The organism is Pseudomonas sp. 3MA1 (genome assembly GCF_029237275.1).
Taxonomy (GTDB): Bacteria; Pseudomonadota; Gammaproteobacteria; order Pseudomonadales; family Pseudomonadaceae; genus Aquipseudomonas; species Aquipseudomonas fluorescens_AP.
On record NZ_JAACFX010000004.1, the window covers coordinates 90169 to 116184 of the forward strand.

The 26016-nt window shown below is 65.4% G+C and carries 27 protein-coding genes; 25 read left to right on the forward strand and 2 right to left on the reverse strand.

Translation table 11 applies throughout. The features are described from left to right. Positions 1–91: 91 nt before the first annotated feature. The 24 genes from GWQ44_RS12990 (at position 92) to GWQ44_RS13105 (ending at position 22955) form a co-directional block, all read left to right on the forward strand. Positions 92–394, forward strand: a complete 303-nt coding sequence (locus tag GWQ44_RS12990) for a type II toxin-antitoxin system RelE/ParE family toxin (RefSeq protein WP_016968234.1) — start codon at positions 92–94, stop codon at positions 392–394. Positions 395–397: 3 nt separating this feature from the next. Continuing rightward, entirely contained in the window at positions 398–688 is a 291-nt protein-coding gene (locus GWQ44_RS12995; RefSeq protein WP_016968235.1) for an addiction module antidote protein, read from the forward strand. 99 nt (positions 689–787) lie between these two features. Then, positions 788–1186, forward strand: a complete 399-nt coding sequence (locus tag GWQ44_RS13000; protein ID WP_275927511.1) for a DUF2946 domain-containing protein — start codon at positions 788–790, stop codon at positions 1184–1186. Positions 1187–1250: 64 nt separating this feature from the next. Further along, positions 1251–1730 carry a copper chaperone PCu(A)C gene (locus GWQ44_RS13005; RefSeq protein WP_173655926.1) on the forward strand — a complete coding sequence of 160 codons (480 nt, stop codon included), beginning with the start codon at positions 1251–1253 and terminating at the stop codon, positions 1728–1730. A gap of 55 nt (positions 1731–1785) precedes the next feature. Next, positions 1786–2196: a DUF2946 domain-containing protein gene (locus GWQ44_RS13010; protein ID WP_179598417.1), complete on the forward strand. Its 411-nt coding sequence runs from the start codon at positions 1786–1788 to the stop codon at positions 2194–2196. Positions 2197–2284: 88 nt separating this feature from the next. Next, a complete protein-coding gene (locus GWQ44_RS13015) occupies positions 2285–4417 on the forward strand; it encodes a TonB-dependent copper receptor (protein ID WP_275927512.1) in 2133 nt (710 codons plus the stop codon). A 99-nt stretch (positions 4418–4516) separates the two neighbouring features. Further along, positions 4517–5899 carry a PepSY domain-containing protein gene (locus tag GWQ44_RS13020; protein ID WP_275927513.1) on the forward strand — a complete coding sequence of 461 codons (1383 nt, stop codon included), beginning with the start codon at positions 4517–4519 and terminating at the stop codon, positions 5897–5899. A gap of 154 nt (positions 5900–6053) precedes the next feature. Continuing rightward, positions 6054–8189, forward strand: a complete 2136-nt coding sequence (locus GWQ44_RS13025) for a TonB-dependent receptor (protein ID WP_275927514.1) — start codon at positions 6054–6056, stop codon at positions 8187–8189. Positions 8190–8218: 29 nt separating this feature from the next. Further along, positions 8219–9007 (forward strand): ABC transporter ATP-binding protein, encoded by a 789-nt coding sequence (locus GWQ44_RS13030; protein ID WP_103739531.1) that lies wholly within the window; start codon positions 8219–8221, stop codon positions 9005–9007. Next, the gene (locus tag GWQ44_RS13035) at positions 9004–9963 is read left to right on the forward strand and encodes an ABC transporter substrate-binding protein (RefSeq protein WP_275927515.1); all 960 of its coding nucleotides are present in this window, start codon (positions 9004–9006) and stop codon (positions 9961–9963) included. The genes GWQ44_RS13030 and GWQ44_RS13035 overlap by 4 nt, the downstream gene beginning before the upstream one ends. Further along, positions 9960–10970: an iron ABC transporter permease gene (locus GWQ44_RS13040; protein WP_275927516.1), complete on the forward strand. Its 1011-nt coding sequence runs from the start codon at positions 9960–9962 to the stop codon at positions 10968–10970. The genes GWQ44_RS13035 and GWQ44_RS13040 overlap by 4 nt, the downstream gene beginning before the upstream one ends. Before the next feature lie 148 nt (positions 10971–11118). Further along, complete coding sequence (locus GWQ44_RS13045) at positions 11119–11418, forward strand: hypothetical protein (RefSeq protein WP_016968244.1); 300 nt, start codon at positions 11119–11121, stop codon at positions 11416–11418. A gap of 226 nt (positions 11419–11644) precedes the next feature. After that, positions 11645–12910: an urea ABC transporter substrate-binding protein gene (urtA, locus tag GWQ44_RS13050; RefSeq protein WP_060837316.1), complete on the forward strand. Its 1266-nt coding sequence runs from the start codon at positions 11645–11647 to the stop codon at positions 12908–12910. Positions 12911–13057: 147 nt separating this feature from the next. Further along, the gene (gene urtB, locus GWQ44_RS13055) at positions 13058–14560 is read left to right on the forward strand and encodes an urea ABC transporter permease subunit UrtB (protein ID WP_275927517.1); all 1503 of its coding nucleotides are present in this window, start codon (positions 13058–13060) and stop codon (positions 14558–14560) included. Further along, positions 14560–15639: an urea ABC transporter permease subunit UrtC gene (gene urtC / locus GWQ44_RS13060; protein ID WP_210457656.1), complete on the forward strand. Its 1080-nt coding sequence runs from the start codon at positions 14560–14562 to the stop codon at positions 15637–15639. The genes urtB and urtC overlap by 1 nt, the downstream gene beginning before the upstream one ends. Further along, positions 15636–16496, forward strand: coding sequence for an urea ABC transporter ATP-binding protein UrtD (urtD, locus tag GWQ44_RS13065; RefSeq protein ID WP_011059006.1), 861 nt, complete (start codon positions 15636–15638; stop codon positions 16494–16496). Before urtC ends, urtD begins: the two co-directional genes overlap by 4 nt. Before the next feature lie 103 nt (positions 16497–16599). After that, positions 16600–17298 carry an urea ABC transporter ATP-binding subunit UrtE gene (gene urtE, locus GWQ44_RS13070; protein WP_019094031.1) on the forward strand — a complete coding sequence of 233 codons (699 nt, stop codon included), beginning with the start codon at positions 16600–16602 and terminating at the stop codon, positions 17296–17298. Between the two features lie 30 nt (positions 17299–17328). Continuing rightward, a complete protein-coding gene (locus GWQ44_RS13075; protein WP_015633968.1) occupies positions 17329–18168 on the forward strand; it encodes an urease accessory protein UreD in 840 nt (279 codons plus the stop codon). 57 nt (positions 18169–18225) lie between these two features. Next, complete coding sequence (ureA, locus tag GWQ44_RS13080; protein ID WP_011059003.1) at positions 18226–18528, forward strand: urease subunit gamma; 303 nt, start codon at positions 18226–18228, stop codon at positions 18526–18528. Between the two features lie 9 nt (positions 18529–18537). Then, positions 18538–19071 (forward strand): GNAT family N-acetyltransferase, encoded by a 534-nt coding sequence (locus GWQ44_RS13085; protein ID WP_011059002.1) that lies wholly within the window; start codon positions 18538–18540, stop codon positions 19069–19071. A gap of 7 nt (positions 19072–19078) precedes the next feature. Beyond that, positions 19079–19612: a GNAT family N-acetyltransferase gene (locus tag GWQ44_RS13090; RefSeq protein ID WP_011059001.1), complete on the forward strand. Its 534-nt coding sequence runs from the start codon at positions 19079–19081 to the stop codon at positions 19610–19612. Continuing rightward, a complete protein-coding gene (locus tag GWQ44_RS13095; protein WP_011059000.1) occupies positions 19609–19914 on the forward strand; it encodes an urease subunit beta in 306 nt (101 codons plus the stop codon). The genes GWQ44_RS13090 and GWQ44_RS13095 overlap by 4 nt, the downstream gene beginning before the upstream one ends. Positions 19915–20022: 108 nt before the next feature. Beyond that, positions 20023–21723 carry an urease subunit alpha gene (gene ureC, locus GWQ44_RS13100; RefSeq protein WP_011058999.1) on the forward strand — a complete coding sequence of 567 codons (1701 nt, stop codon included), beginning with the start codon at positions 20023–20025 and terminating at the stop codon, positions 21721–21723. A gap of 98 nt (positions 21724–21821) precedes the next feature. After that, positions 21822–22955, forward strand: coding sequence for a HAMP domain-containing sensor histidine kinase (locus tag GWQ44_RS13105; RefSeq protein WP_011058998.1), 1134 nt, complete (start codon positions 21822–21824; stop codon positions 22953–22955). A 209-nt stretch (positions 22956–23164) separates the two neighbouring features. Here the strand turns inward: GWQ44_RS13105 and GWQ44_RS13110 are convergent, their stop codons facing one another. Both GWQ44_RS13110 and GWQ44_RS13115 read right to left on the reverse strand, forming a co-directional pair. Further along, positions 23165–23467, reverse strand: a complete 303-nt coding sequence (locus GWQ44_RS13110; RefSeq protein ID WP_011058997.1) for a chaperone modulator CbpM — start codon at positions 23465–23467, stop codon at positions 23165–23167. A 23-nt stretch (positions 23468–23490) separates the two neighbouring features. Continuing rightward, complete coding sequence (locus GWQ44_RS13115; RefSeq protein WP_011058996.1) at positions 23491–24432, reverse strand: DnaJ C-terminal domain-containing protein; 942 nt, start codon at positions 24430–24432, stop codon at positions 23491–23493. Between the two features lie 297 nt (positions 24433–24729). On the opposite strand from GWQ44_RS13115, the gene GWQ44_RS13120 reads away from it, so the two are divergent. After that, positions 24730–25995 carry an Hsp70 family protein gene (locus tag GWQ44_RS13120; protein WP_275927518.1) on the forward strand — a complete coding sequence of 422 codons (1266 nt, stop codon included), beginning with the start codon at positions 24730–24732 and terminating at the stop codon, positions 25993–25995. Positions 25996–26016 lie beyond the last annotated feature (21 nt).

Here is a 26016-nt window from a genome sequence, read left to right on the forward strand (position 1 = left end):
CGACCGGCTCAACAGTGGCCCGGTCGTCGCGGCAATCGATTTCAGTCTGGCAAATGACTTGCCAGCTCGTATCCCAAGGAATACAGTCGCCATGTTCATCTTTGAGCAGACTCAGGCGTTCACCCACTGGCTGCTACGCCTTAAAGATCCCCAGGGAAAAACCCGCGTGCTGGCGCGGATCAGGGCCGCGCAACTGGGCCGGTTCGGCGACTGCGAACCCGTGGGCGATGGAGTCTATGAAATGCGCATCCACCGTGGCCCCGGCTACCGGGTGTACTTTTCGCGCCGGGGCAATCGGATCTACCTGTTGCTGATCGGCGGCGACAAGAGTACCCAGAAACGCGATATCCAACAGGCCAGGCAACTGGCCCACGACCTCAAGAGCGAGGGTTGAAACATGCACACCCCAGTCACCCGCTTCGACGCGGCGGAGTACCTCAAGACCCCTGAAGACATGGTCGCCTACCTCGACGCCTGCTTCGAGGAAGACGCCGGCGACGGCAAGCTGATCCGCGCCGCGCTCAACGACATCGCTCGCGCCCGCGGCATGACCCAGGTCGCCCGCGACACCGGCCTGGGCCGTGAGAGCCTGTACAAGGCCCTGGGCAGCCAGGGCAATCCCGAGTTCGCGACTATCATCAAGGTCATGAAGGCGCTCGGGCTCAAGCTCCACGTCAGCCCGGCCTGAACGGGCACTGCGACACCACACCGCATACGCTGCTTTTTTACTTATCCACAGCGATCAGGCTAAATACCCGCCTGATCGCTCAACCGACGGATCGTCCCCATGTCCCGACAACGGCTCGCATTTGCCTGGATCGCCTGCTTCGCAGTGCTGTTCAACATGCTTGCCATGCCGCTTTCCGGGGCCATGCAGCGCAACGATCCGGGGCTGAACGAACAACTGCTGTGGGGCAGCTTCTGCTCGTCCACCGGCACCAAGCTGGTGGCCATATCCCTCGGCAAGCTCGACCAGCAGGCCCCGCAGAATGACGATCACTCGACCATGCAGCACTGCTGGTGCTGCTCCGGTTCGCCGCCCCTGGTGGCCCTCCCGGGGCACGTCCCCCAGCTGTACTTCATTCGCTTCGCCGCCCGGCCGGGCGCGCCGCAGCCACAGATCGAAATGCTCACCCTGCGCCAGCAATGGCCCAGCCTGAACCCCGGTGCACCGCCTCTGGCATGATTCCGTTTCGCAAGTGATCTGCGTCTTTGAATCGTTCTGGAGAACTGCCATGTCTCAACCATCCCTGGTCAAGCAATCCCTGCTCCTGGCCGCACTGCTGCTGCCTGCCTGCTTCGCCAACGCCCATGACTACAAGGCCGGCGAATTGCAGATCGCCCATCCCTGGTCCCAGGAACTGCCGCCGAACGCGCCGACCGTGGCCGCCTACTTCGTGGTGCACAACCCGGGCAAGAACGCCGACACCCTGCTCAGTGTCGACTCGCCGATCGCCGGTCGGGCCGAGCTGCATGAGCACGTCAAGCAGGGCGACATGATGAAGATGCAGCAGGTGCCCAAGGTCGCGGTTCCCGCCGGTGGCGAGGTGACCTTCGCGCCCATGGGCTACCACGTGATGTTGATGGAGCTCAAGGATCGCAGCCTGCTCAGCGACGGCAAGCGCTTCCCCCTGACCCTGCACTTCGAAAAGTCGGGCAATGTCACGGTTGAGGTCGCCGTGCAGAAGCAGGCTCCCGACGCCATGCAAGGGCACATGCACGACCAGTAATCCCTGACCGGCCCTTACCGTGAACGCCCCGCACGCGCCTAGCCGCGGGCGGTCCGTGCCGCGTCGCAACTCCCGGCGAGTTCGACGCGGCAGCTGGATCAGCCTGTTCGCCATGTTGATGATCTTTATCGGCCCGCTGATTTCCCAGTCGATGCCGATGGATCACAGCACGCCGATGAACATGTCCGCGACGATGGACATGGGCGACGGCGCGCCCGGCTGTCACGGTGAAAGCCCGCATCACGCCCAACAGGGAAAGCCCCAGGGCGAGCAGCATGTGCTCTGGGAAAAGTGCGGCTATTGCAGCCTGCTGTTCAACTGCCCGGCGTTGCCTTCGGGCCTGTCGTTCGCCGCACTGGCGAGCACGCCCACAGCTGATTTCCTGATCCCCGCCACGCGCCTGGGCCACGCCCGGCAGACCGTGTTCCCCGGCGCCCTGACCCGCGCCCCACCGATCCTCGCCTGAGTCCCCTGCTCATCTCACACGGCCGGCTGTCAGCGCGACAGGCGCGTACCTGCGGCCGTGTCATTCAAGACTGATCGATGGAACATCTATGTTTTCTGCTGACTCTCGCCTGGGCGTTGCCCAGCCATCCAAGCCCTTCGCCTTGAACCCTGCCCGCCAGTCCTTCAACCGTGCCCTCGCGGTTCTCTGCGGCGTCCTGCTGACGCCCCTGGCCCTGGCCGACGATGCGCCACAGGAGCACGCCCAGCACGGCACCGAACTGAGCCCGACGGTGATCACCGCCGTCGCCCCGAGCTCGCCGCTGACCGTGGTCACCAACCCCAAGGACCCGCGTCAGCCGGTGCCGGCCAGCGATGGCGGCGACTACCTGAAGACCATTCCCGGCTTTGCCCTGGTGCGCAACGGCGGCACCAATGGCGACCCGGTGCTGCGCGGCATGTTCGGCTCGCGGCTGAACATCCTCACCAACGGCGGCATGATGCTCGGCGCCTGCCCTGGCCGCATGGATGCACCAACCTCCTACATTTCCCCGGAAACCTACGACCGCCTGACCGTGATCAAGGGCCCGCAAACCGTGCTCTGGGGCCCGGGCGCCTCGGCCGGCACGGTGCTGTTCGAACGTGAACCGGAACACTTCGGCGAACTCGGCACCCGGGTCAACGCCAGCCTGCTGGCCGGCTCCAACGGCCGTTTCGACAAGACCCTGGACGCGGCCGCCGGCGGTCCCCTGGGCTACGTGCGGGTGATCGGCAACACCGCCCACTCCGACGACTACAAGGACGGCAACAACGACACCGTGCCCTCGCGCTACGAAAAGTGGAATGGCGACGTGGCCCTGGGCTGGACCCCGGACGCCGACACCCTGCTGGAGCTCACCGCCGGCAAGGGCGACGGTGAAGCCCGCTCCGCCGGACGCGGCATGGACGGCTCGCAGTTCAAGCGCGAAAGCCTGGGCCTGCGCTTCGAGAAATCCAACCTCGGCGAGGTGCTGGACAAGGTCGAGGCCCAGGTCTACTACAACTACGCAGACCACGTGATGGACAACTACAGCCTGCGCACCCCGTCCGGCACCGGGATGATGGCCGGCCCCATGGCCTCCAACGTCGACCGTCGCACCCTCGGCGCGCGGATCAAGGCCACCTGGCGCTGGGCCGACCTGCAACTGATCGGCGGCCTGGACGCCCAGACCAACGAACACCGCGCCCGGTCCAGCAGCGGCGTCGACACCTACAAGCAACTGCCGCGCACCAAGGACGCCGACTTCCACAACTACGGCGCCTTCGGCGAGCTGACCTGGTACGCCGCCGAGCGCGACCGCCTGATCACAGGCGCCCGCCTGGACCGCGCCTCGGCCAAGGATTATCGCGAGCGCATCGGCTCGGGGATGATGAGCGGCGCCAACCCCACCGCCGGCGACACCCGCGCCGACACCCTGCCCAGCGGTTTTGTGCGCTACGAGCATGATCTGGACGACAGCCCGACCACGCTCTACGTCGGCCTTGGCCACACCCAGCGCTTCCCCGACTACTGGGAGCTGTTCTCGCCGAAAATGGGCCCGGCCGGCTCAGTGAACGCCTTCGATTCGATCAAGCCGGAAAAAACCACCCAGCTCGACTTCGGCCTGCAATACCAGAGCGAAGACCTGGAAGCCTGGGCCTCGGGCTACATCGGCCAGGTGCGCGACTACATCCTCTTCGACTACAACACCCGCATGATGGGCATGAGCACCTCACGGGCCGAGAACATCGACGCGCGGATCATGGGCGGCGAACTGGGCGCGGCCTACAAGCTGACCTCCAACTGGAAAGCCGACGCGACCCTGGCCTACGCCTGGGGCAAGAACAGCAGCGATGGCAAGGCCCTGCCGCAGATGCCGCCGCTGGACGCGCGCTTCGGCCTGACCTACAGCGAGGACGATTGGAGCGCCGGTGCCTTGTGGCGAGTGGTGGCGGCGCAGAACCGCGTCGACCTGAACAAGGGCAACGTGGTCGGCAAGGACTTCGGCAAGAGCGGTGGCTTCGGCGTGTTCTCCCTCAACGGCGCCTACCGGGTGACCAAGAACCTCAAGCTCAGCACCGGGGTCGACAACCTGTTCGGCAAGGCCTACGCCGAACACCTGAACCTGGCGGGCAACGCCGGCTTCGGCTACCCGGCCAATGATCCTCAGGCCATCAACGAACCAGGGCGCACCCTCTGGACCAAGGTCGACCTGAGTTTCTGACAGCCCTTCACCAGCAAGCCAGCCCCTCCTCGCGGGAGCCGGCTTGCCGGCGGACAGACCCAATAAACAATAATCCACGGCCTTGCGGAGCCTTCCCCGATGAACCGACCCAAAGTGTCTTTCTACAACCTGGCCTGGCGCTGGCATTTCTACGCCGGGCTGTTCGTGGCTCCTTTCATGGTGATGCTGGCCCTGACCGGCATCGTCTACCTGTTCAAGCCGCAACTGGACCCGCTGATGTACCCCAGCCTGCTCAAGGTGCCCGCCGGTCATCACCTGCTGAGTGCCGACGACTTGCTGCAACGGGTGCAAGCGGCCTATCCCCAGGGCCATATCAAGCAGTACCTGCCACCCATCGATGCCGAGCGCAGCGCGCAGTTCGTGGTGCAGGACAAGGCCCGGGAGCTGAATGTCTTCATCGACCCCTACCACGGCGACGTGCTCGGCGAACAGGATGCCAAGCGCAACCTGCAGGCCGTGGCCCGGGCCATTCACGGTGAGCTGATGATCGGCACCGTCGGCGACCGGTTGGTGGAACTGGCCGCCGGCTGGGGCATCGTCCTGGTGGTGTCCGGCCTGTACCTGTGGTGGCCACGGGGCAAGTCGTCGGCCGGCGTGCTATGGCCGCGCTTCAGTGCCCGCGGCCGCCTGTTCTGGCGTGACCTGCACAGCGTGCTGGGCTTCTGGGGCGCGGCATTCCTGCTGCTGATGCTGCTCAGCGGCATGACCTGGACCGGCTTCTGGGGCAAGCAGTACGCCGACCTGTGGAACCGCTTCCCGGCAGCCATGTGGAACGATGTGCCGACCTCCGATCAGCAGGCCCGCACACTCAACAGCGCGACGCGCCAGACCGTGCCCTGGGCGCTGGAAAACACCCCGCTGCCGATGTCCGGCGACCACGCCGAACACATGGCCCACAACGGCGGCGACAGCGCTCCGGCGGCTCCGACCGTGAGCCTGCAAGCGGTGCAGGACATCGCCCGCGAGCACCAGGTCGAAGCGGGCTACAGCATCACCTTGCCGAAGACGGCCACCGGCGTGTTCACCATCGCCGTGTTCGCCGACGACCCGCGCAACGACGCCACCCTGCATGTCGACCAATACAGCGGCAAGGTCCTGGCCGACGTGCGCTGGCAGCAGTACAGCAACGTGGCCCGGGCCACCGAGCTTGGGGTAATGCTGCACGAGGGCAAGATGTTCGGCCGCTTCAACCAGATCGTGGTGCTGGTGGTGTGCCTGATGATCCTGCTCAGCGCCGTGAGTGGCGTCGTCATCTGGTGGAAGCGTCGCCCCCAGGGTCGACTCGGCGTGCCGCCGCTGCGCCACGACCTGCCGAAGTGGAAAACCGCGACCCTGATCATGGCGCTGCTGGCCCTGGCCTTTCCGCTGGTGGGGGCCTCGCTGGTTGCCGTGTGGCTGCTCGATCGCCTGCTGCTTTCACGCTTCAACCGCGGCCCTGAATCGGCTTCATCTTCAACATGAATCAGCCGAGATGCGCATTCCAGAGGGCTCTGTAGAATCCCGGCGGCCTAGCCACGCACAGTTATAATGTTACTTTATAACGCCAGCGTGTAAGATCCCGGCCCGCAGCCCATCCGCTGCGGGCACCCCCTCGAAGAAGTGATTCACCGTCCCGATGAACAACTACCTGCTGCCCAGCCTTTGCCTGATCGCCCTGCCCTGCCTGGCCCAGGCGGCCCCATCTGCCTCGACCCTGACCCTGCCCACCGGCACCATTTCGGCGGCGGCCAGCGAGGCCGACGACAGCGTCAACCTGAACACCCCCACCAGCGCCGGTTCGCGTCTGAACCTGAGCGCCCTGGAAACCCCGGCCAGCACCGACAGCCTGAGCGGCGAACGGATTCGTGCCCGGGGTGATCGCAGCATCCAGGACGCGGTATCGCGCAGCACCGGCATCAGCCGCACCGGCACCCCGGGCGACGGCGGCACCTCGCTGTCGGCACGGGGCTTTACCGGGCAGAGCTCGGTGATGCAGTTGTATGACGGCAATCGCCTGTACACCGGCATGGGCACCGTGACCTTCCCGGTGGACACCTGGGCGGTGGAGCGGGTCGACGTGCTGCGCGGCCCGGCCTCGGTACTGTATGGCGAAGGCGCCACCGGCGCGGTGATCAACAGCATTCCGAAAAAGCCCTTCAGCGGCGCAATCGAAAACCACCTGCGCCTGGGCTACGGCTCCTTCGATCGCCAGCAACAGGCCCTGGACAGCGGCGGCTCCCTGAGCGACACCTTGAGCTACCGGCTCAACCTCAACCGCGAGCGCAGCAACGGCTGGATCGACCACGGCGACTCCTCTGCCGATTTCGTCAGCGCCGCCCTGCGCTGGCAGGCACGTGACGACCTGGCCTTCACCCTGGCCCACGACTACGGCGACCAGCAGCCGATGAACTACTTCGGCACGCCGCTGCTCGACGGGCGTTTGCACAAGCGCCTGCGGGACAAGAACTACAACGTGCGCAATGACCAGCAGCACTACAACGACCAGTGGACCCGCCTGACCAGCGAATGGCAGATTTCCGACCAGGTCAGTGCCAGCAACGAGCTGTATTACCTCAAGGCCCAACGCCGCTGGCAGAACGCCGAGAACTACAACTTCAACCCGAGCACCGGCCAACTGAGCCGCAGCGGTTACTACGGGATCGGCCACCAGCAGGAACAGCTCGGCGACCGCCAGACCTTCACCTTCAAGCACAGCTTGTTCGGCCTCGACAGCCAGACCCTGGCCGGCATGGACTACAACCGCATCCGCTTCCACCTGAAAAGCAATTCACCCTTCACCGACGCCTTGGCCAATGGCCAAGTGGTAGACCCGTACCACCCGGCTCCAGGCGAGTTCGCCAGCGCCAGCCCTTACCGCGACCAGTTCAAGACCACCACCCGGCAGATGTCGGTGTTCGCCGAAAACCGCCTGCAACTGAGCGAGCGCTGGTCCCTGGTGAGCGGTGTGCGCCGCGACTACGCGCACATTGATCGGGATGACTTGAAGGACGACAGCCAGAGCGACAAGACCCTGACCGGCAACAACTGGAAAGCCGGGCTGGTGTTCGCCGTCACTCCGGATACGTCCGTGTACGGCCAGTACTCCACCAGCACCGACGGCGTCGGCGGGCTGATCTCCCTGAGCAAGGGCCAGCAGCAGTTCGACCTGTCCAGCGCCAAACAGACCGAGATCGGCCTCAAGCAAGCGTTCTGGGACCAGCGCGGTGAATGGACCCTGGCCGCCTACCACATCGTCAAGAAGAAGCTGCTGACCGATGTGCCCGGCGAGCCGAGCCAGAAACAGCAGGTGGGCCAGCAATCCTCCAACGGCCTGGAAGCCAGCCTGGACCTGCAACTGCCCCACGCCTGGCAACTGCAAGCCAACGCCGCCCTCGTTCGCGCCCAGTACGACGACTTCAAGCAGGACGTCAACGGCGTGCAAGTCTCCCGCGATGGCAAGCGCCCGGTGGACGTGCCGCGGCGCACCGCCAACCTGTGGCTGAGCAAGGTCCTCAACGATGACCTGCGGGCCGGCGCCGGAGTGCGCTACGTGGATGCGCGCTACGCCGACCTTGCCAACCGCAACGAGCTGCCCAGCTACACCGTGGTCGATGCCAACCTGTCGTGGAAAGCCCTGGCCAATACCACCCTGGGCCTGCAATTGAACAACCTGTTTGACCGCCAGTACGCACAAAGCCAATACAATGACGGCCAGCAATGGATACTCGGCGAGCCGCGCTCGTTGTTCGTCACCGCTGACTACACCTTTTAACCGCCCCGGCTGGACCACACGGACACCGCATGACCTCGCTGAACCTCACCCACCTGGCCTGGACACCCCTGGGCCAGGGCCACTGCCATCACCAGTTCCAACTGCGTGAGGCCAGCCTGCACGTGGCGGCCGGCGAGTTCGTCGGCCTGATCGGCCCCAACGGCAGCGGCAAGACCAGCCTGCTGCGCTGCGCCTATCGCTTCAGCAAGCCGCAGCAGGGCGAGGTGCAACTGGCCCAGCACAACGTCTGGAAGCAGTCGCCGCGCTGGTGCGCGCAACGCATTGCCGTGGTGCTTCAGGAGTTTCCCGACGCCTTCGGCCTGACCGTGGAAGAAGTGGTCGCCATGGGCCGCACGCCGCACAAGGGCCTGTTCGACGGTGATACCGAGGAAGACCGGCGCATCGCCCGCGAGGCCCTGGAATCGGTGGGCCTGCTGGGCTTCGAGGAGCACGGGTTCGCCACCTTGTCCGGCGGTGAGAAACAGCGGGTGATCCTGGCCCGGGCCCTGGCCCAGCGCCCGCAACTGCTGATCCTCGATGAACCGACCAACCACCTGGACCCGCGCTACCAGCTGGAGCTGTTGCAACGGGTCAAGCGCCTGGGTATCGGCACCCTGGCGAGCATCCATGACCTGAACCTGGCCGCAGCCTTCTGCGACCGCCTGTATGTCCTCGACCACGGGCGCATTGTCGCCAGCGGCACGCCCCGCGAGGTGCTCACCGTCGAGCTGCTGCGCAACGTATTCGGCGTCGAGGCGCTGATCGACGCCCATCCCCTGTCCGGCTACCCACGAATCACCTGGATCACCCAACCATGACCTTGCGCTCCCTGCTCCGCCGCAGTCTGTTTCTGGCCCTGTCACTGGGCACCGCCCAGGCCTTCGCCGAAGCCACCCACTACCCGCTGACCATCAACAGCTGCAACCGCCAAGTGACCTTCAAGCAAGCGCCGCAACACGCTCTCAGCCATGACATCAACATGACCCAGATGATGCTCGCCCTGGGCCTCAAGTCGCGCATGGTGGGCTACAGCGGAGTCAGTGGCTGGAAGGCCGTGACCCCGCAAATGAGCAGCCTGCTGGACGGTCTGCCGGAGCTGGCGGCCAGGTACCCGTCGGTGGAAACCCTGCTCAACGCCAACGTCGATTTCCTGTTCGCCGGCTGGGACTACGGCATGCGCGTCGGCGGCGACCTCACGCCGCAGACCCTGGCGCCACTGGGGATCAACGTCTACGAGCTGACCGAGTCCTGTGCCTTTGTCATGAAACGCCCGGCGGCCAGCCTCGATGACACCTACAACGACCTGCGCAACCTGGGGCGGATCTTCGACGTGCAGGACCGGGCCAACGCGCTGATCGCGCAGATGCAGGAGCAGGTCGCCGAGGTACAGAAGGACCTGCCCCAGGACAAGCCGCGAGTGTTCCTCTACGACAGCGGCGAAGACCGGGCCATGACCTCGGGCCGCCTGGGCATGCCCCAGGCCCTGATCGATGCCGCTGGCGGGCGCAACATTCTCGATGACGTCGAAGCCAGCTGGACCCGGATCAACTGGGAAACCGTGGTCGAGCGCAACCCGCAGGTGATCGTCATCGTCGACTACAGCGAAGTCACGGCCGAGCAGAAGCAGCAGTTCCTGCTGAACAACCCGGCCCTGCAAGGGGTCGACGCGATCAAGAACCAGCGCTTCATCGTCATTCCCTATGTGCAGGCCACCCCGGGTATCGACAACGTGCTGGCCGTGGAAACCCTGGCCAAGGGTTTCCACGGCCAATGATCAAGGGTCGCTATGCCTGGCTGTTGCTGAGCCTCGGCGCCCTGCTGCTGGCGTCCTGCGTGCTGTCCCTGGGGTTTGGCCCGGCGCGGGTGCCGGCGGAGGTGGTCTGGCGGATTCTCCTGCACAAGGCCCTGGGCCTGGGCACGGTGGACTGGAGCCCGGGCCAGGAGCATATCGTCTGGCTGATCCGCGTCCCGCGCATGCTCCTCGGCGCGCTGGTCGGTGCCGGGCTAGCGCTGATCGGCGCGGTGCTGCAAGCGGTGACCCGCAATCCCCTGGCCGACCCGCACCTGCTGGGGGTGACCTCCGGCGCCACCCTCGGCGCGGTGATCGTGGTGCTGCACCTGGGCCAGGTCATTGGCCTCTTGACCCTGCCGCTGGCGGCCTTTATCGGCGCCCTGGCGAGCATGCTCCTGGTGCTGGGCATCGCCGCGCGCAACGGCCGCCTGGACAGCGACCGCCTGCTGCTGTGCGGGGTGGCGGTGTCCTTCGTGATGATGGCGGTGGCCAACCTGCTGCTGTTCATGGGCGATCACCGGGCCAGCTCGGCGGTGATGTTCTGGATGCTCGGCGGCCTGGGCCTGGCGCGTTGGGAGCTGCTGGCGATTCCCGCGGTCAGCGTGCTGCTGGGGCTGGGGTTGCTGCTGGGCATGGCGCGGCCGCTGAATGCCCTGATGGCCGGCGAGCAGACCGCCGTGACCCTGGGCCTGAATGCGCGCAACGTGCGCCTGAAGGTGTTCCTGATCGCCTCGCTGATGACCGGGGTGCTGGTGTCCATCAGCGGCTCCATCGGCTTTGTCGGGCTGATGGTGCCGCACATCGCCCGGCGCCTGGTGGGCGCCGAACATCGCCGCTTGCTGCCGGTGTGCGTGCTGCTGGGCAGTCTGTTCCTGGTCTGGGTCGACGTCGCCGCCCGCACCCTGATCGCCCCCGAGGACCTGCCGATCGGCGTGGCCACGGCGGCCATTGGCGGGCTGTTCTTCATCGGCCTGATGCGCCGTCGCTGATCCACCCGCCGTTGTCGGAGCCGGCTTGCCGGCGAAGGCGCCCGTGAGCCTTGTGCCCGGTTCGAGGGCCTCTTCGCTGGCCAGCCAGCTCCTACAATCGTCGCCCTTGCTTTAAGATCGCGCGCTTGGATCTCTCAGGATGAGTCTCATGTTCAGAACCGCATTCTTGGCCTTGCTGCTCGGCACCGCCCTTGGCGCCCAGGCCGGCACCTCGGTCGACGTCTCGAAAATCTACGGCAACATCCAGATCGTCAACAGCTTCCCCGACTACAAGGTCAAGGTGGTGAACTCCTTTCCCGATCTGAAGGTCAAGCAGGTCAACTCCTTCGCCGACTCGCCGGGCAAGTGGAAGATCGTCAACAGCTTTGCCGATTACAAGATCCAGATCGTCGACTCCTTTCCCGATTTCACCATCCAGTACGTCGACTCCTTCCCAGGGGTCAACTGAAGCCCCAGGCTGATCCCGGCTGCCGCTGCGCGGCAGCACCACAATGACGCATCCCTGCGCACCATCCTCTGCGCCAAGCCTCGTCTTGGGGCAACGCCGACCCGGTCACCGCCGCCAAGACGACGTTTTCATGCCCTGCGGCGACTCGGCACACCCCTTGCAAAACAGCCCTTCAGCAGTCCGCATCTACCACCTGAAAAAATCAAAAGTTCATGGAGATCGCACAATGAAGCGTCGTAGTTTGCTCAAGGCTTTCACTCTCTCGGCAAGCATTGCCGCGATGGGCATGACCTGGACCGTCCAGGCCGCCGAGACCATCAAGGTCGGTATCCTGCATTCCCTGTCGGGGACCATGGCGATCTCTGAAACCTCGCTCAAAGACATGGCGCTGATGACCATCGACGAGATCAACGCCAAGGGCGGGGTCAACGGCAAGCTCTTGGAGCCGGTGGTGGTGGACCCGGCCTCGAACTGGCCGCTGTTCGCCGAGAAGGGCCGCCAGTTGCTGACCCAGGACAAGGTGGCGGTGGTGTTCGGCTGCTGGACTTCGGTGTCGCGCAAGTCGGTGCTGCCGGTGTTCGAAGAACTCAACGGCCTGCTGTTCTACCCGGTGCAGTACGAAGGCGAAGAAATGTCGCCCAACGTCTTCTACACCGGCGCTGCGCCGAACCAGCAGGCGATCCCGGCGGTGGAATACCTGATGAGCGAAGACGGCGGCAGCGCCAAGCGCTTCTTCCTGCTGGGCACCGACTACGTCTACCCGCGCACCACCAACAAGATCCTGCGTTCGTTCCTGCATTCCAAGGGCGTGGCCGACAAGGACATCGAAGAGGTCTACACCCCGTTCGGCCACAGCGACTATCAAACCATCGTCGCCAACATCAAGAAGTTCTCCGCTGGCGGCAAGACCGCGGTGATCTCCACGGTCAACGGCGACTCCAACGTGCCCTTCTACAAGGAGCTGGCCAACCAGGGCCTGAAGGCCACCGACGTGCCGGTGGTGGCGTTCTCGGTGGGCGAGGAAGAACTGCGCGGCATCGACACCAAGCCGCTGGTGGGCAACCTGGCGGCGTGGAACTACTTCGAGTCGGTGGATAACCCGGTGAACCAGAAGTTCGTCGCCGCCTGGAAGGCCTACGCCAAGGCCAAGAACCTGCCGGGGGCGGACAAGGCGGTGACCAACGACCCGATGGAAGCCACCTACGTCGGCATCCACATGTGGGCCCAGGCGGTGGAGAAAGCCAAGTCCACCGATGTCGACAAGGTTCGCGAGGCCCTGGCCGGGCAGACCTTCGCCGCCCCTTCGGGCTACACCCTGACCATGGACAAGACCAATCACCATCTGCACAAGCCGGTGATGATCGGCGAGATCCAGCCCGACGGTCAGTTCAACGTGGTCTGGCAGACCGAAGGCCCGATCCGTGCCCAGCCCTGGAGCCCGTTCATCCCGGGCAACGACAAGAAGCCGGACTACGCGGTCAAGAGCAACTGATCCGAACCTGACGCCTTCCCCGTAGGAGCGAGCTTGCTCGCGACGAGGTCCGCAGGACCTCCAACGAAAACCGCCCGGCTGGCCGCTGCGCGGATCGCGAGCGAGCTCGCTCCTACAGGTTATCCGGGCGCTTTCAAGGACACCGATATGCCCACTGCCCTCTACCGTTTGATCCTCGCCGGCCTGCTGTTACTGCCATGGACGGCCCAGGCCGGGGATGCCGAAGACTTCGTCGCCGGCAACTCCGGCGAGCAGGCCCGGCTCCTGGAAACCTGGGCCGCGCAGCCCGACCCGGCGCGCCTGGAACTGCTCAACGCCCTGCAGCAGGGCCAGTTGAACATCGCCGGCGAAAGCAGAACCCTGCGCCTGAACAACCGTCTGCGGGGCCTGATCGACAGCGCCCTGGCCAGCCACCAGTTGCTCGCCAGCGACGCCAACAGCCGTCTGGCCGCCGCCCGCCAACTGCAGAAAAGCGCCAAGCCGGCGCAACTGAAATTCCTCGCTGCCCGACTGGCCGCCGAGCAAGCCCCGGACGTGCACGATGCCCTGAGCCTGGCCCTGGCCAACCTGCAACTGGTGGACAGCGACCCGGCGGTGCGCCTGGCCGCCGTGCGCCTGCTGGGGGAAACCGGCGACCCGCTGGCCCGTACCCGCCTCGAAGGCCTGCTCGAACCCGGGGTCGAAGCCGATGCCGCGGTACGCACCGCGGCCGAAACCAGCCTGGCCCAGGTCAAGCGCAAGCTGCTGGTGGGCGAAGTGCTGGGCCAGGCCTTCAGCGGCCTGTCCCTGGGTTCGATCCTGCTGCTGGCGGCCCTGGGGCTGGCCATCACCTTCGGCCTGCTGGGGGTGATCAACATGGCCCACGGCGAGATGCTGATGCTCGGCGCCTACGCCACCTATGTGGTGCAGTTGCTGTTCCAGCGCTACGCCCCGCAGGCCATCGAGTACTACCCGCTGCTGGCGCTGCCGGTGGCGTTCTTCGTCACCGCCGGGATCGGCATGGCCCTGGAGCGCACGGTGATCCGCCACCTCTACGGCCGGCCCCTGGAAACCCTGCTGGCCACCTGGGGCATCAGCCTGATGCTGATCCAGCTGGTGCGCCTGCTGTTCGGCGCGCAGAACGTCGAAGTGGCGAACCCGGCCTGGCTGTCCGGCGGCATCCAGGTGCTGCCCAACCTGGTACTGCCCTACAACCGCATCGTGATCATCGCCTTCGCGCTGTTTGTCGTGGTGCTCACCTGGCTGCTGCTGAACAAGACCCGCCTGGGCCTGAACGTGCGCGCGGTGACCCAGAACCGCAACATGGCCGCCTGCTGCGGCGTGCCCACCGGGCGCGTGGACATGCTCGCCTTCGGCCTCGGCTCGGGCATTGCGGGCCTGGGCGGCGTGGCCCTGAGCCAGATCGGCAACGTCGGCCCGGACCTGGGCCAGAGCTACATCATCGACTCGTTCCTGGTGGTGGTACTCGGCGGGGTCGGGCAACTGGCCGGCAGCGTGCTGGCGGCCTTCGGCCTGGGGGTGGCGAACAAGATCCTCGAACCGCAGATCGGCGCCGTGCTCGGCAAGATCCTGATCCTTGCGCTGATCATTCTGTTTATCCAGAAACGCCCGCAGGGACTCTTCGCACTGAAAGGACGGGTGATCGACTGATGAATCAACCACTGCTCATTACCGCCAGCCAGAAAGCCGGGCCCAGGGTCACGATCACCGTCGGGGCGTTGCTGCTCCTGGTGCTGCTGGCCCTGCCGCTGCTGTCGCTGCTACCGGCGGACAACCCGCTGCAGGTCTCGGCCTACACCCTGACCCTGGTGGGCAAGATCCTCTGCTACGCCATCGTCGCCCTGGCCCTGGACCTGGTCTGGGGCTACGCCGGGCTGCTGTCCCTGGGCCACGGCCTGTTCTTCGCCCTGGGCGGCTACGCCATGGGCATGTACCTGATGCGCCAGGCCGCCGGGGATGGCCTGCCGGCCTTCATGACCTTCCTTTCCTGGAGCGAACTGCCCTGGTACTGGGCCGGCACCGAGCATTTCCTCTGGGCCTTGTGCCTGGTGGTGCTGGCCCCGGGGCTGCTGGCCCTGGTGTTCGGCTTCTTCGCCTTCCGCTCGCGGATCAAGGGCGTGTACTTCTCGATCATGACCCAGGCCCTGACCTTCGCCGGGATGCTGCTGTTCTTTCGCAACGAGACCGGCTTTGGCGGCAACAACGGCTTTACCAACTTCCGCAGCATCCTGGGCTTCGGCATCACCGAACCGGGCACTCGGGCGGTGCTGTTCCTGGCCACGGTGGCGCTGCTGGTGGGCAGCCTGTACCTGGGCTGGCGCCTGGCCCGGAGCAAGTTCGGCCGGGTGCTGACGGCCCTGCGCGACGCCGAAAACCGCCTGATGTTCTGCGGCTACGACCCCCGTGGCTTCAAGCTGTTCGTCTGGGTCTTGAGCGCGGTGCTCTGTGGCTTGGCCGGGGCCCTGTACGTGCCCCAGGTGGGCATCATCAACCCCAGCGAAATGTCCCCCACCAACTCCATCGAGGCCGCCGTGTGGGTCGCCCTGGGCGGGCGCGGCACGCTGATCGGCCCGCTGCTGGGAGCCGGTGTGGTCAACGGCATGAAGAGCTGGTTCACCGTGGCCTTTCCCGAATACTGGCTGTTCTTCCTCGGTGCGCTGTTCATCGTCGTGACCCTGTACCTGCCCAAGGGCGTGATCGGCCTGCTGAACAAACGAGGTGAACAATGAGAGTCACAGCAACGGCGGACTTCATGCTCGAACCCATTCTCGACACCAACAAGGACGCCGGCACCAGCCGCGACGCCATCGGCCTTGGCCACGCCGCCGGCAAGGGCCTCAACACCCGCCACGGCACCATCCTGACCCTGGAGGACATCAGCGTCAGCTTCGATGGTTTCAAGGCGCTCAACGACCTCAACCTGTACATCGGTGTCGGCGAGTTGCGCTGCATCATCGGCCCCAACGGCGCCGGCAAGACCACCCTGATGGACGTGATCACCGGCAAGACCCGCCCCTCCCGGGGCAAGGCCTGGTTCGGCGAAACCCTGGACCTGACCCTGATGAGCGAAGTGCAGATCGCCCAGGCCGGGATCGGCCGCAAGTTCCAGAAACCCACGGTGTTCGAGGCCCTGAGCGTGTTCGAGAACCTGGAGCTGGCGCAGAAGACCGACAAGTCGGTGTGGGCCAGCCTCGGGGCCCGCTTGAGCACAGAACAGCAGGACCGCATCGCCCAGGTGCTGGAGACCATTCGCCTGAGCCCTTCGGCTCAACGCCAGGCGGGCCTGCTGTCCCACGGCCAGAAGCAGTTTCTGGAGATCGGCATGCTGCTGATGCAGGACCCGCAACTGCTGTTGCTGGACGAACCGGTGGCGGGCATGACCGACGCCGAGACCGAATTTACCGCCGAGCTGTTCAAGACCCTGGCGGGCAAGCACTCGCTGATGGTGGTGGAACACGACATGGGCTTTGTCGGCTCGATTGCCGACCACGTCACCGTGCTGCACCAAGGCAGCGTGCTGGCCGAAGGCTCCCTGGAACAGGTGCAGGAAAACGAACGGGTGATCGAGGTTTACCTCGGCCGTTAGCGCAACCGCCGTTCGCCGGCAAGCCGGCTCCTACCCCTCCCGCAGGAGCCGGCTGGCCAGCGAAGACCGCCCCGCAATCCCCACAAAACTCGAGTACCCGACCATGCTCCAAGTCGACAAGCTGCACCAATACTACGGCGGTAGCCACATCCTGCGCGGCCTGAGCTTCGAAGCCCGGATTGGCGAAGTCACCTGCCTGCTGGGGCGCAACGGCGTGGGCAAGACCACCCTGCTCAAATGCCTGATGGGCCTGCTGCCGGCCAAGGAGGGCGCGGTCAACTGGGAGGGCCGGGGCATCACCGGCTACAAGCCCCATCAGCGCGTCCACGCCGGGATCGCCTACGTGCCCCAGGGCCGGGAAATCTTCGGCCGCCTGACCGTGGAGGAAAACCTGCTGATGGGCCTGTCCCGCTTCCCCGGCTCCCAGGCCAAGGAAGTGCCGGCCTTCATCTACGAACTGTTCCCGGTGCTGTTGCAGATGAAGCAGCGCCGTGGCGGCGATCTCTCCGGCGGCCAGCAGCAACAACTGGCCATCGGCCGGGCCCTGGCCAGCCGCCCGCGCCTGCTGATCCTCGATGAGCCCACCGAAGGCATCCAGCCCTCGGTGATCAAGGAGATCGGCGCGGTGATCAGCAAGCTCGCGGCCCGGGGCGACATGGCGATCCTGCTGGTGGAGCAGTTCTACGACTTTGCCGCCGAACTGGCCGACCAGTACCTGGTGATGTCCCGGGGGGAAATCATCCAGCAGGGCCGCGGCGAAAATATGCAGGCCGAGGGTGTACGCGGCCTGGTTACGATCTAATCTGTAGCCTCCTAACGATAACGACCCAGCATGAACCTACCTGCCGCCACCGCCCTGTTCACTCCCAGCTGGCACGCCGAACTGGAGCTGGCCTATGCCCGTTGCGGCGCCACCACGCGCCCGGTGCTGCGCCGCCACCTGGGCCCGCTGCGGGTGCAGAAGCACCTGTATGCCGAAGGCCCCGAGGTTTGCCAGCACATCATCGTCCACCCGCCCGGCGGCATTGCCGGCGGTGATCGGCTGGCCATCAGCGCCCGGGTCGACAGCGGTGCCTGGGCCCAGTTGACCAGCCCCGGGGCGGCCAAGTGGTATCGCGCCACCGGCCCGGCCAGCCAGGCCCTGAACCTGCAGGTAGCGCCGGGCGCGACCCTGGAGTGGCTGCCCCAGGAAACCATCGTCTTCAGCGCTGCCCAGGCCGAGCTCACGACCCGCATCGAATTGCAGGGCGATGCCCGGCTGTTCTACTGGGACATCATTGCCCTGGGGCGCCCGGCCAGTGGCGAGCGGTTCGAGCAGGGCCATTTCCAGGCCCACCTGGACCTGTACCGCGACGGCCGGCCGCTGTGGCATGAACGCCAGCGCATCGGCGGTGGCGACGGCCTGCTGGATTCCCCCATCGGCCTGGATGGCCAGCCGGTGTTCGCCACCTTGCTGGTGACCGGTGAAATCGACAGCGAACTGCTGGAACGCTGTCGCGCCCTGGCACACCCGGTACGCGGCGACCTGAGCCAACTGCCGGGCCTGCTGGTGGCCCGCTGCCTGGCCAGCGAAGCTCTGCAGGCCCGGGCCTGGCTGATCGAGCTGTGGCGCCTGCTGCGCCCGGCGCTGCTGGGCCGCGAAGCCAGGCCACCCAGAATCTGGAACACCTGACCCGCATGCCCTTTTCCACTGCACCTTTTTCTACTGCCTGACAACGGATTGACCACGATGGATCTGACCCCACGCGAAAAAGACAAGCTGCTGATCTTCACCGCCGGCCTGGTGGCCGAGCGGCGACTGGCCCGCGGCCTCAAGCTCAACTACCCGGAAACCATGGCCTATATCTCCGCGGCGCTGCTCGAAGGCGCCCGGGACGGGCAGACCGTGGCCGAACTGATGCACTACGGCACCACCCTGCTCAGCCGCGAGCAGGTGATGGAAGGCATCCCGGAGATGATCCCGGACATCCAGGTGGAAGCCACCTTTCCCGACGGCACCAAGCTGGTCACCGTTCACCAACCCATCGCCTGAGGCCGTGCCATGACCTATCGCATCCGCGATGCCCTGCATGCCGACCTGCCGGCGATCCGCGACATCTACAACGACGCCGTGCTCAACACCACGGCGATCTGGAACGAGCAACCGGTAGACCTGGGCAACCGCCAGGCCTGGTTCAGTGCACGCCAGGCCCAGGGCTATCCGATCCTGGTGATCATCAACGCCGAGGAGCAGGTGCTCGGCTACGCTTCCTTCGGCGACTGGCGGCCTTTCGACGGCTTCCGCCACACCGTGGAACATTCGGTCTATGTGCGCAGCGACCAGCGCGGCAACGGCCTGGGCCCGCAGTTGATGGCGGTGCTGCTGGAGCGCGCCCGGGGCTGTGGCAAGCACGTGATGGTGGCCGCCATCGAGAGCGGCAACAGCGCCTCGGTCCGTCTGCATGAGCGCCTGGGGTTCATCAGCACCGGGCAGATGCCCCAGGTGGGCACCAAGTTCGGGCGCTGGCTGGACCTGACCTTCATGCAGCTGATTCTCAACCCCGGGGCGCAACCGCCCGCCCCGCACAAGGAGTGAAATCTCGATGAATGCCGCCCAACTGCGCCTTGTCCATGGAGAAAGCTTTGCCCATTACCGTCAGGGACTGATCGAGTTGCTGCTGGACTCGGTGCAGCATGGTGCGTCCATCGGCTTCATGGCCGATCTCGACGACAGCCAGGCCCGCAGCTACCTCAGCAGCGTGCAGGCCGGGGTCGAGGACGGCAGCCTGCTGTTGTGGGTGGTGGTACGCGACGAGAAAGTCCTGGCCAGCGTGCAACTGGCCCTGTGCATGAAGGCCAACGGGCGCAACCGCGCCGAGGTGCAGAAACTCCAGGTCCTGCACAGCGCCCGCCGCCGCGGCCTGGGCCAGCAGTTGATGAATGCCCTGGAACAGGCCGCCCGCCAGCACAAGCGCGGGCTGCTGTACCTGGACACGGAGGCCGGCTCCGCGGCGGAAGAGTTCTACCGCGCCCTGGGCTATACCCGGGTCGGCGAACTGCCCAACTACTGCCAGAGCCCGGACGGCACCTATACCGCCACCGCCATCTACTTCAAGACCCTGGGACAACCCCTATGATTCCTGGCCAATACCAGATCCAGCCCGGCGAGATCGAACTCAACGCCGGGCGCCGCACCCTGCGCCTGAACGTATCCAACAGCGGCGACCGGCCAATCCAGGTCGGCTCCCACTACCACTTCTTCGAAACCAACGACGCCTTGACCTTCGACCGAGCCGCCAGCCGCGGCATGCGCCTGAACATCGCCGCCGGCACCGCGGTGCGCTTCGAACCGGGCCAGACCCGGGAAGTGGAACTGGTGGAACTGGCCGGCAAGCGCCGGGTATTCGGCTTCGCCGGGCGGATCATGGGCGACCTCTGATCCCTCGACCCTACGCACGTAGGAGCCAGCTTGCCGGCGAATGCGGTCTTTCGGGCCCCTTCGCCGGCAAGCCGGCTCCTGCAAGACCTGTTTTTGTAAGGAGCTGCGATGAAGATTTCCCGTGAAGCCTACGCGGACATGTTCGGCCCCACCGTGGGCGACAAGGTGCGGCTGGCCGACACCGAGCTGTGGATCGAAGTGGAGAAGGATTTCACCACCTACGGTGAAGAAGTGAAGTTCGGCGGCGGCAAGGTGATCCGTGACGGTATGGGCCAGAGCCAGTTGCTGGCCGCCGAGGTGGTGGACACCCTGATCACCAACGCCCTGATCATCGACCACTGGGGCATCGTCAAGGCCGACGTCGGCCTCAAGGACGGGCGCATCGCCGCCATAGGCAAGGCCGGCAATCCGGACATCCAGCCCGACGTGAACATCGCCATCGGCGCCAGCACCGAGGTCATCGCCGGTGAGGGCATGATCCTCACCGCCGGCGGCATCGATACCCATATCCACTTCATCTGCCCGCAGCAGATCGAAGAGGCGCTGATGAGCGGCGTCACCACCATGATCGGTGGCGGCACGGGACCTGCCACCGGGACCAACGCCACCACCTGCACCTCCGGGCCCTGGCACATGGCGCGCATGCTCCAGGCGGCGGACGCCTTCGCCATGAACATCGGCTTTACCGGCAAGGGCAACGCCAGCCTGCCCGAGCCGCTGATCGAACAGGTCAAGGCCGGGGCCATCGGCCTCAAGCTGCACGAGGACTGGGGCAGCACCCCGGCCAGCATCGACAACTGCCTGAGCGTGGCCGATGAGTACGACGTGCAGGTGGCGATCCACACCGACACCCTCAATGAATCGGGCTTCGTCGAAACCACCCTGGGCGCCTTCAAGGGCCGCACCATCCATACCTACCACACCGAAGGCGCCGGCGGCGGCCATGCCCCGGACATCATCAAGGCCTGCGGCCTGGCCAACGTGCTGCCCAGCTCCACCAACCCGACCCGGCCCTTCACCCGCAACACCATCGACGAACACCTGGACATGCTGATGGTCTGCCATCACCTGGACCCGAGCATCGCCGAGGACGTGGCCTTCGCCGAAAGCCGCATCCGCCGGGAGACCATTGCCGCCGAGGACATCCTCCACGACCTCGGGGCCTTCTCCATGATCAGCTCCGACAGCCAGGCCATGGGCCGGGTCGGCGAAGTGGTGACCCGCACTTGGCAGACCGCCGACAAGATGCACAAGCAGCGCGGCCCGCTGCCGGGGGATGGCCCGGGCAACAGCAACTTCCGGGTCAAGCGCTACATTGCCAAGTACACCATCAACCCGGCGATCACCCACGGCATCAGCCATGAGGTGGGCTCCGTCGAAGTGGGCAAGTGGGCCGACCTGGTGCTCTGGCGCCCGGCGTTCTTCGGGGTCAAGCCGACCCTGATCCTCAAGGGCGGGGCCATTGCCGCCAGCCTGATGGGCGACGCCAACGCCTCGATCCCGACCCCGCAGCCGGTGCACTACCGGCCGATGTTCGCCAGCTTCGGCGGCAGCCGTCATGCCACCAGCCTGACCTTCATCAGCCAGGCGGCACTGGAGGCCGGCGTGCCGGAGCAGTTGGGGCTGAAAAAACGCATCGCCGTGGTCAAGGGCTGTCGCAACGTGCAGAAAACCGACCTGATCCACAACGACTACCTGCCGGATATCGAAGTCGACCCGCAGACCTATCAGGTCAAGGCTGATGGCGTCCTGCTGTGGTGCGAACCGGCGGACGTGCTGCCCATGGCCCAGCGCTACTTCCTGTTCTAGGGCCGGCCCACCACTGGGCAGAGTGGCTGCTGAAATGTTCGATTAGGCGCTAAGATGCGTCTCGGTTTTCCACTCACTGCCCACTAAGGTGCCCGGCTATGCGCCTGTCCGATTTTATCGTGCAGCACGTTGATCGAATCGTTGATGAATGGGAACAATTTGCCAGGAGCCTCGCCCAGGACTCCCTGACCCGCACGGACCTGCGTGACCACGCGCGCTCCATCCTGCTGGCCGCCGCCCGGGATATGTGCACCGCCCAGAGCCCCGGGGAACAACGGGCCAAGGCCAAGGGCGAAGGCCCGGAAAAAACCCCCAGCCTGGATGCCGCGGCCGCCAGCCATGGCGAGCTGCGCCATCACGTGGGGTTCGACCTGGTGCAGATGACCTCGGAATTCCGCCACCTGCGAGCCTGCGTGATCCGCCTGTGGGTGGCCAGCCTGCAGACACCGGACCTGGCCTACCTGCAGGACATGATCCGTTTCAACGAAGCCATTGATGAAGCCCTGGCCGAGTCCACCGCGGCCTATGCCGAACAGGTCAGCCGCTCGCGGGATATCTTCCTGGCAATTCTTGGCCACGACCTGCGGGCGCCGTTGCAGGCAGTGAGCATGTCCACTGAAATGCTGGCACGCAAAGTCGCCCTGGACGGCGACGCCCAGGCCTTCGTTTCACGTATCAAGAGCGGCACCCGGCACATGGGCGCCATGGTCAGCGACCTGCTGGAGTTCGTGCGCAGCCGCCTGGGCAGCAGCCTGCCCATCGAACCTGCGCCCATGGACCTGGCCAGCGCGGCCAAGGCGGCCATGGACGAAGCCTGCGCCGGGCAGCCCGATTGCACCCCGCTGATGAGCTTCGAGGGCGACAGCCATGGCATCTGGGACCGCGGGCGCATCGAGCAGATGCTGCAGAACCTGATCGGCAACGCCCTGCAGCACGGCAACAACCGCCGCACCGTGACCGTGACCATCACCGGTGGCGCGGAACAGGTGCTGTTGACCGTGCACAACTACGGCACGCCGATCCCCCCGGAGGCCCTGGGCACCCTGTTCGACCCGTTGGTGCGCAGCGTCGACGAAGAACTGGGCAACCCCAGCACCAGCCTTGGCCTGGGGCTGTTCATCGTCAAGGAAGTGGTGGTTGCCCACCAGGGCAGCATCGAAGTCAGCTCCAACGCCAGCGATGGCACCACCTTCACCGTGGTCCTGCCGCGCGTCTCCCGCGCCAGTGCCTGAGGCGCTTTGTAACCGCTGGTGCGTTTGTATCGTTTGTGCCGTTTGTATCGTTTTGTAGCCGCTGCTGAGCGCCAGCGAAGCTGCGAACGAGGACGCAGTCCTCGCAACGCGCTTTTTCCTGACACACCGCAGTCGCCCGGTTTTGCGGCCGCTGCGCGCCCGGTCGCAGCCTCGCTAGCGCTCGGCAGCGGCTACAGGCCTACACACCCTCAGTCCACCAGCAGGCGGCCCAGGCGCTGTTTGAGCATCTGGTTCTCGGCGCGCAGTTGCCGCACTTCGTCCAGCAGGTCCAGGGCCAGGGCCACGCCTTCCCATTCCAGGTCCAGGTCGCGGCGCAACTTCGCCGCGCGCTTGGCCAGGGACAGCTCATAGTCGTTGAAGCGCCAGTCCTTGGGGGCCCGGCCCTGAGGTTCGAGGATGCCGTGCTCGACGATTTCGATCACGTAGGCCGCCGACAGGTCGGCCACTTCACAGAACTCTTCCATGTCCAGCTGAACGATCAGGGTGCTCATGATCAGCGCCTCCTAGTGTCGAATCAGAAATTTTCCCGGGGGTCGAACGCTGCCTTCTTCGCCAGCTCCTGCCACAAGGCCTTGACGTCGTCGCCCGCCTGCTTGGGCATGACCGCCTTGAGTTGCACGAACAGGTAGCCGCGCTGGCCGGCCTTGTTCAGCAGGCCATGGCCCTTGGCGCGCATGCGCTGGCCATTCTGGCTGCCGGCCGGAACCTTGAGGTTGATCTTGCCGGTCAGGGTCGGTACCGCGACCTCGGTCCCCAGCGCCAGCTCCCAGGGGGCCAGTGGCAAGGTGATGATCAGGTTCTCGCCTTCGACATCGAACTTGGGATGCGGCGCGAAGCGAATGGTCAGGTACAGGTCGCCATTCGCGCCGCCGCCCACGCCCGGCGCGCCCTGGCCCTTGAGGCGGATGCGCTCGCCGTCGGTGACACCTGCCGGAATCTTCACGTTCAGGCTCTTGCTGGTGTTGCTGACGTGTTGGCCATTGGCGTTGTACTGCGGCACCTGGAAGCTGATCTTCTTCGACTCGGTGGACAGGGTTTCTTCAAGAAAGATCGGCAGTTCCATTTCCACATCCTGTCCACGACGACCGCTGCTGCGGCGCTGCTCCGGGCCGCCGAATCCTGGCCCCCGGTTACCAAAGATCGAACTGAAGAAGTCCGAGAAATCGCCACCGTCCTCGCCGCCGCCAAAACCGCCACGGCTCTGCCAGCCCGGCGGGCCCTGGAAGGGCTGGCCATGCTGGCCGTACTTGCGCAGGTCATCGTACTCGGCGCGCTTGTCGGCGCTTTTCAGCGCTTCATAGGCTTCCGAGGCGTCCTTGAACTTGGCCTCGGCATCCTTTTCCTTACTGACGTCGGGGTGGTACTTGCGCGCCAGCTTGCGATAGGCGGCCTTGATCGCCTTGTCGTCCGCTGTCGGCTCCACGCCGAGAATCTTGTAATAGTCTTTGAAGTCCATCGAGGGAATCACCATCCGTTATCAAAGTCGCGCGGCGTGCAGCACAGCATGCTCGGTCTGGCAGCATGAGAATTGATCAATCTCAATTCTCTGACTGAACGGCGCATCAGAAGTTTATCGGCAGCCTCGGGCGGATCTTGTGATCCCGGGTGGCTGCGCGGCCCATGCCTGCAAGTTTGGGGGTAAAGGATAGTCTTTCAAGGCACGACAGGGGGTGATTTAGCAGATAGTCGGCCTTTGCAAGGCGCGAGGACTGGCGTACGCTGCGCGGCCGTTTTTTTCACCGGATCCAAAGACATGAACAACGCCACCCCGGCCCGTGCCTGCGGCATTGACTTCGGTACCTCCAACTCCACCGTCGGCTGGCTGCGCCCCGGCGAGGAGACGCTGATCACCCTGGAGGACGACAAGATCACCCTGCCTTCGGTGGTGTTCTTCAATATCGAGGAACGCCGTCCGGTGTACGGCCGCCTGGCGCTGCACGAATACCTGGAAGGCTACGAAGGCCGGCTGATGCGCTCGCTGAAAAGCCTGCTGGGTTCCAAGCTGATCAAGCACGACACCAGCGTGCTGGGCACTGCGATGCCGTTCAAGGACCTGTTGGGGCTGTTCATCGGCCAACTGAAAAGCCGCGCCGAAGCCGCCGCCGGTCGGGAATTCGAAGAAGTGGTGCTGGGGCGCCCGGTGTTCTTCGTCGATGACGACGCCGCCGCCGACCAGGAAGCCGAAGATACCCTGGTGGAAGTGGCCCGCAAGATCGGCTTCAAGCACGTGTCCTTCCAGTACGAACCCATCGCCGCGGCCTTCGACTACGAATCCACCATCGAGCGCGAAGAGCTGGTGCTGATCGTCGACATCGGCGGTGGTACCTCTGACTTCTCCCTGGTGCGCCTGTCCCCCGAGCGCCGTGGCGTCGATAACCGCCACGACGACATCCTCGCCACCGGCGGCGTGCACGTCGGCGGTACCGACTTCGACAAGCAACTGAGCTTGCAGGGCGTGATGCCGCTGTTCGGCTACGGCAGCCGGATGAAGAGCGGCGCCTACATGCCCACCAGCCACCACATGAACCTGGCGACCTGGCACACCATCAACTCGGTGTACTCGCAAAAGTCCCAGCTGGCCCTGGGCAGCATGCGCTACGACATCGAAGACACCGGCGGCATCGACCGCCTGTTCAAGCTGATCGAACAGCGCGCCGGGCACTGGCTGGCCATGGAAGTGGAAGAAACCAAGATCCAGCTGACCCACGCCGAAAACCGCCTGGTGGCCCTGGACCGCATCGAGCGCGACCTCAGCGTCGACCTGAGCCGTGCCCTGTTCGAATCCTCCATCGACGGCCTGCTGGAGCGCATCCGCACCAGCGTCACCCAGTTGCTGAGCGACGCCAACGTCGGTGTGGCCCAGGTCGACACGGTGTTCTTCACCGGCGGTTCCAGCGGCATTCCGGCGCTGCGCCAGAGCGTGGCGGCCATGCTGCCCAATGCCCGGCATGTGGAAGGCAATATCTTCGGCAGCATCGGCAGCGGTCTGGCGATCGAGGCCAAGAAGCGCTACGGATAAAGGCAACGGCAAGCTTCAAGC

Excerpts from the sequence above, each read along its gene's own strand:
- GWQ44_RS13000 (WP_275927511.1), top strand. The coding sequence starts at position 788 with ATGTCCCGACAACGGCTCGCATTTGCCTGGATCGCCTGCTTCGCAGTG.
- GWQ44_RS13085 (WP_011059002.1), top strand. The coding sequence starts at position 18,538 with ATGACCTATCGCATCCGCGATGCCCTGCATGCCGACCTGCCGGCGATC.
- GWQ44_RS12990 (WP_016968234.1), top strand. The coding sequence starts at position 92 with ATGTTCATCTTTGAGCAGACTCAGGCGTTCACCCACTGGCTGCTACGC.
- GWQ44_RS13025 (WP_275927514.1), top strand. The coding sequence starts at position 6,054 with ATGAACAACTACCTGCTGCCCAGCCTTTGCCTGATCGCCCTGCCCTGC.
- GWQ44_RS13120 (WP_275927518.1), top strand. The coding sequence starts at position 24,730 with ATGAACAACGCCACCCCGGCCCGTGCCTGCGGCATTGACTTCGGTACC.
- GWQ44_RS13015 (WP_275927512.1), top strand. The coding sequence starts at position 2,285 with ATGTTTTCTGCTGACTCTCGCCTGGGCGTTGCCCAGCCATCCAAGCCC.
- ureC (WP_011058999.1), top strand. The coding sequence starts at position 20,023 with ATGAAGATTTCCCGTGAAGCCTACGCGGACATGTTCGGCCCCACCGTG.
- GWQ44_RS13040 (WP_275927516.1), top strand. The coding sequence starts at position 9,960 with ATGATCAAGGGTCGCTATGCCTGGCTGTTGCTGAGCCTCGGCGCCCTG.
- GWQ44_RS13045 (WP_016968244.1), top strand. The coding sequence starts at position 11,119 with ATGTTCAGAACCGCATTCTTGGCCTTGCTGCTCGGCACCGCCCTTGGC.
- GWQ44_RS12995 (WP_016968235.1), top strand. The coding sequence starts at position 398 with ATGCACACCCCAGTCACCCGCTTCGACGCGGCGGAGTACCTCAAGACC.
- urtA (WP_060837316.1), top strand. The coding sequence starts at position 11,645 with ATGAAGCGTCGTAGTTTGCTCAAGGCTTTCACTCTCTCGGCAAGCATT.
- GWQ44_RS13075 (WP_015633968.1), top strand. The coding sequence starts at position 17,329 with ATGAACCTACCTGCCGCCACCGCCCTGTTCACTCCCAGCTGGCACGCC.
- GWQ44_RS13095 (WP_011059000.1), top strand. The coding sequence starts at position 19,609 with ATGATTCCTGGCCAATACCAGATCCAGCCCGGCGAGATCGAACTCAAC.
- GWQ44_RS13105 (WP_011058998.1), top strand. The coding sequence starts at position 21,822 with ATGCGCCTGTCCGATTTTATCGTGCAGCACGTTGATCGAATCGTTGAT.
- GWQ44_RS13030 (WP_103739531.1), top strand. The coding sequence starts at position 8,219 with ATGACCTCGCTGAACCTCACCCACCTGGCCTGGACACCCCTGGGCCAG.
- GWQ44_RS13020 (WP_275927513.1), top strand. The coding sequence starts at position 4,517 with ATGAACCGACCCAAAGTGTCTTTCTACAACCTGGCCTGGCGCTGGCAT.
- GWQ44_RS13115 (WP_011058996.1), bottom strand. The coding sequence starts at position 24,432 with ATGGACTTCAAAGACTATTACAAGATTCTCGGCGTGGAGCCGACAGCG.
- ureA (WP_011059003.1), top strand. The coding sequence starts at position 18,226 with ATGGATCTGACCCCACGCGAAAAAGACAAGCTGCTGATCTTCACCGCC.
- urtD (WP_011059006.1), top strand. The coding sequence starts at position 15,636 with ATGAGAGTCACAGCAACGGCGGACTTCATGCTCGAACCCATTCTCGAC.
- GWQ44_RS13090 (WP_011059001.1), top strand. The coding sequence starts at position 19,079 with ATGAATGCCGCCCAACTGCGCCTTGTCCATGGAGAAAGCTTTGCCCAT.
- GWQ44_RS13110 (WP_011058997.1), bottom strand. The coding sequence starts at position 23,467 with ATGAGCACCCTGATCGTTCAGCTGGACATGGAAGAGTTCTGTGAAGTG.
- GWQ44_RS13035 (WP_275927515.1), top strand. The coding sequence starts at position 9,004 with ATGACCTTGCGCTCCCTGCTCCGCCGCAGTCTGTTTCTGGCCCTGTCA.
- urtC (WP_210457656.1), top strand. The coding sequence starts at position 14,560 with ATGAATCAACCACTGCTCATTACCGCCAGCCAGAAAGCCGGGCCCAGG.
- urtB (WP_275927517.1), top strand. The coding sequence starts at position 13,058 with ATGCCCACTGCCCTCTACCGTTTGATCCTCGCCGGCCTGCTGTTACTG.
- urtE (WP_019094031.1), top strand. The coding sequence starts at position 16,600 with ATGCTCCAAGTCGACAAGCTGCACCAATACTACGGCGGTAGCCACATC.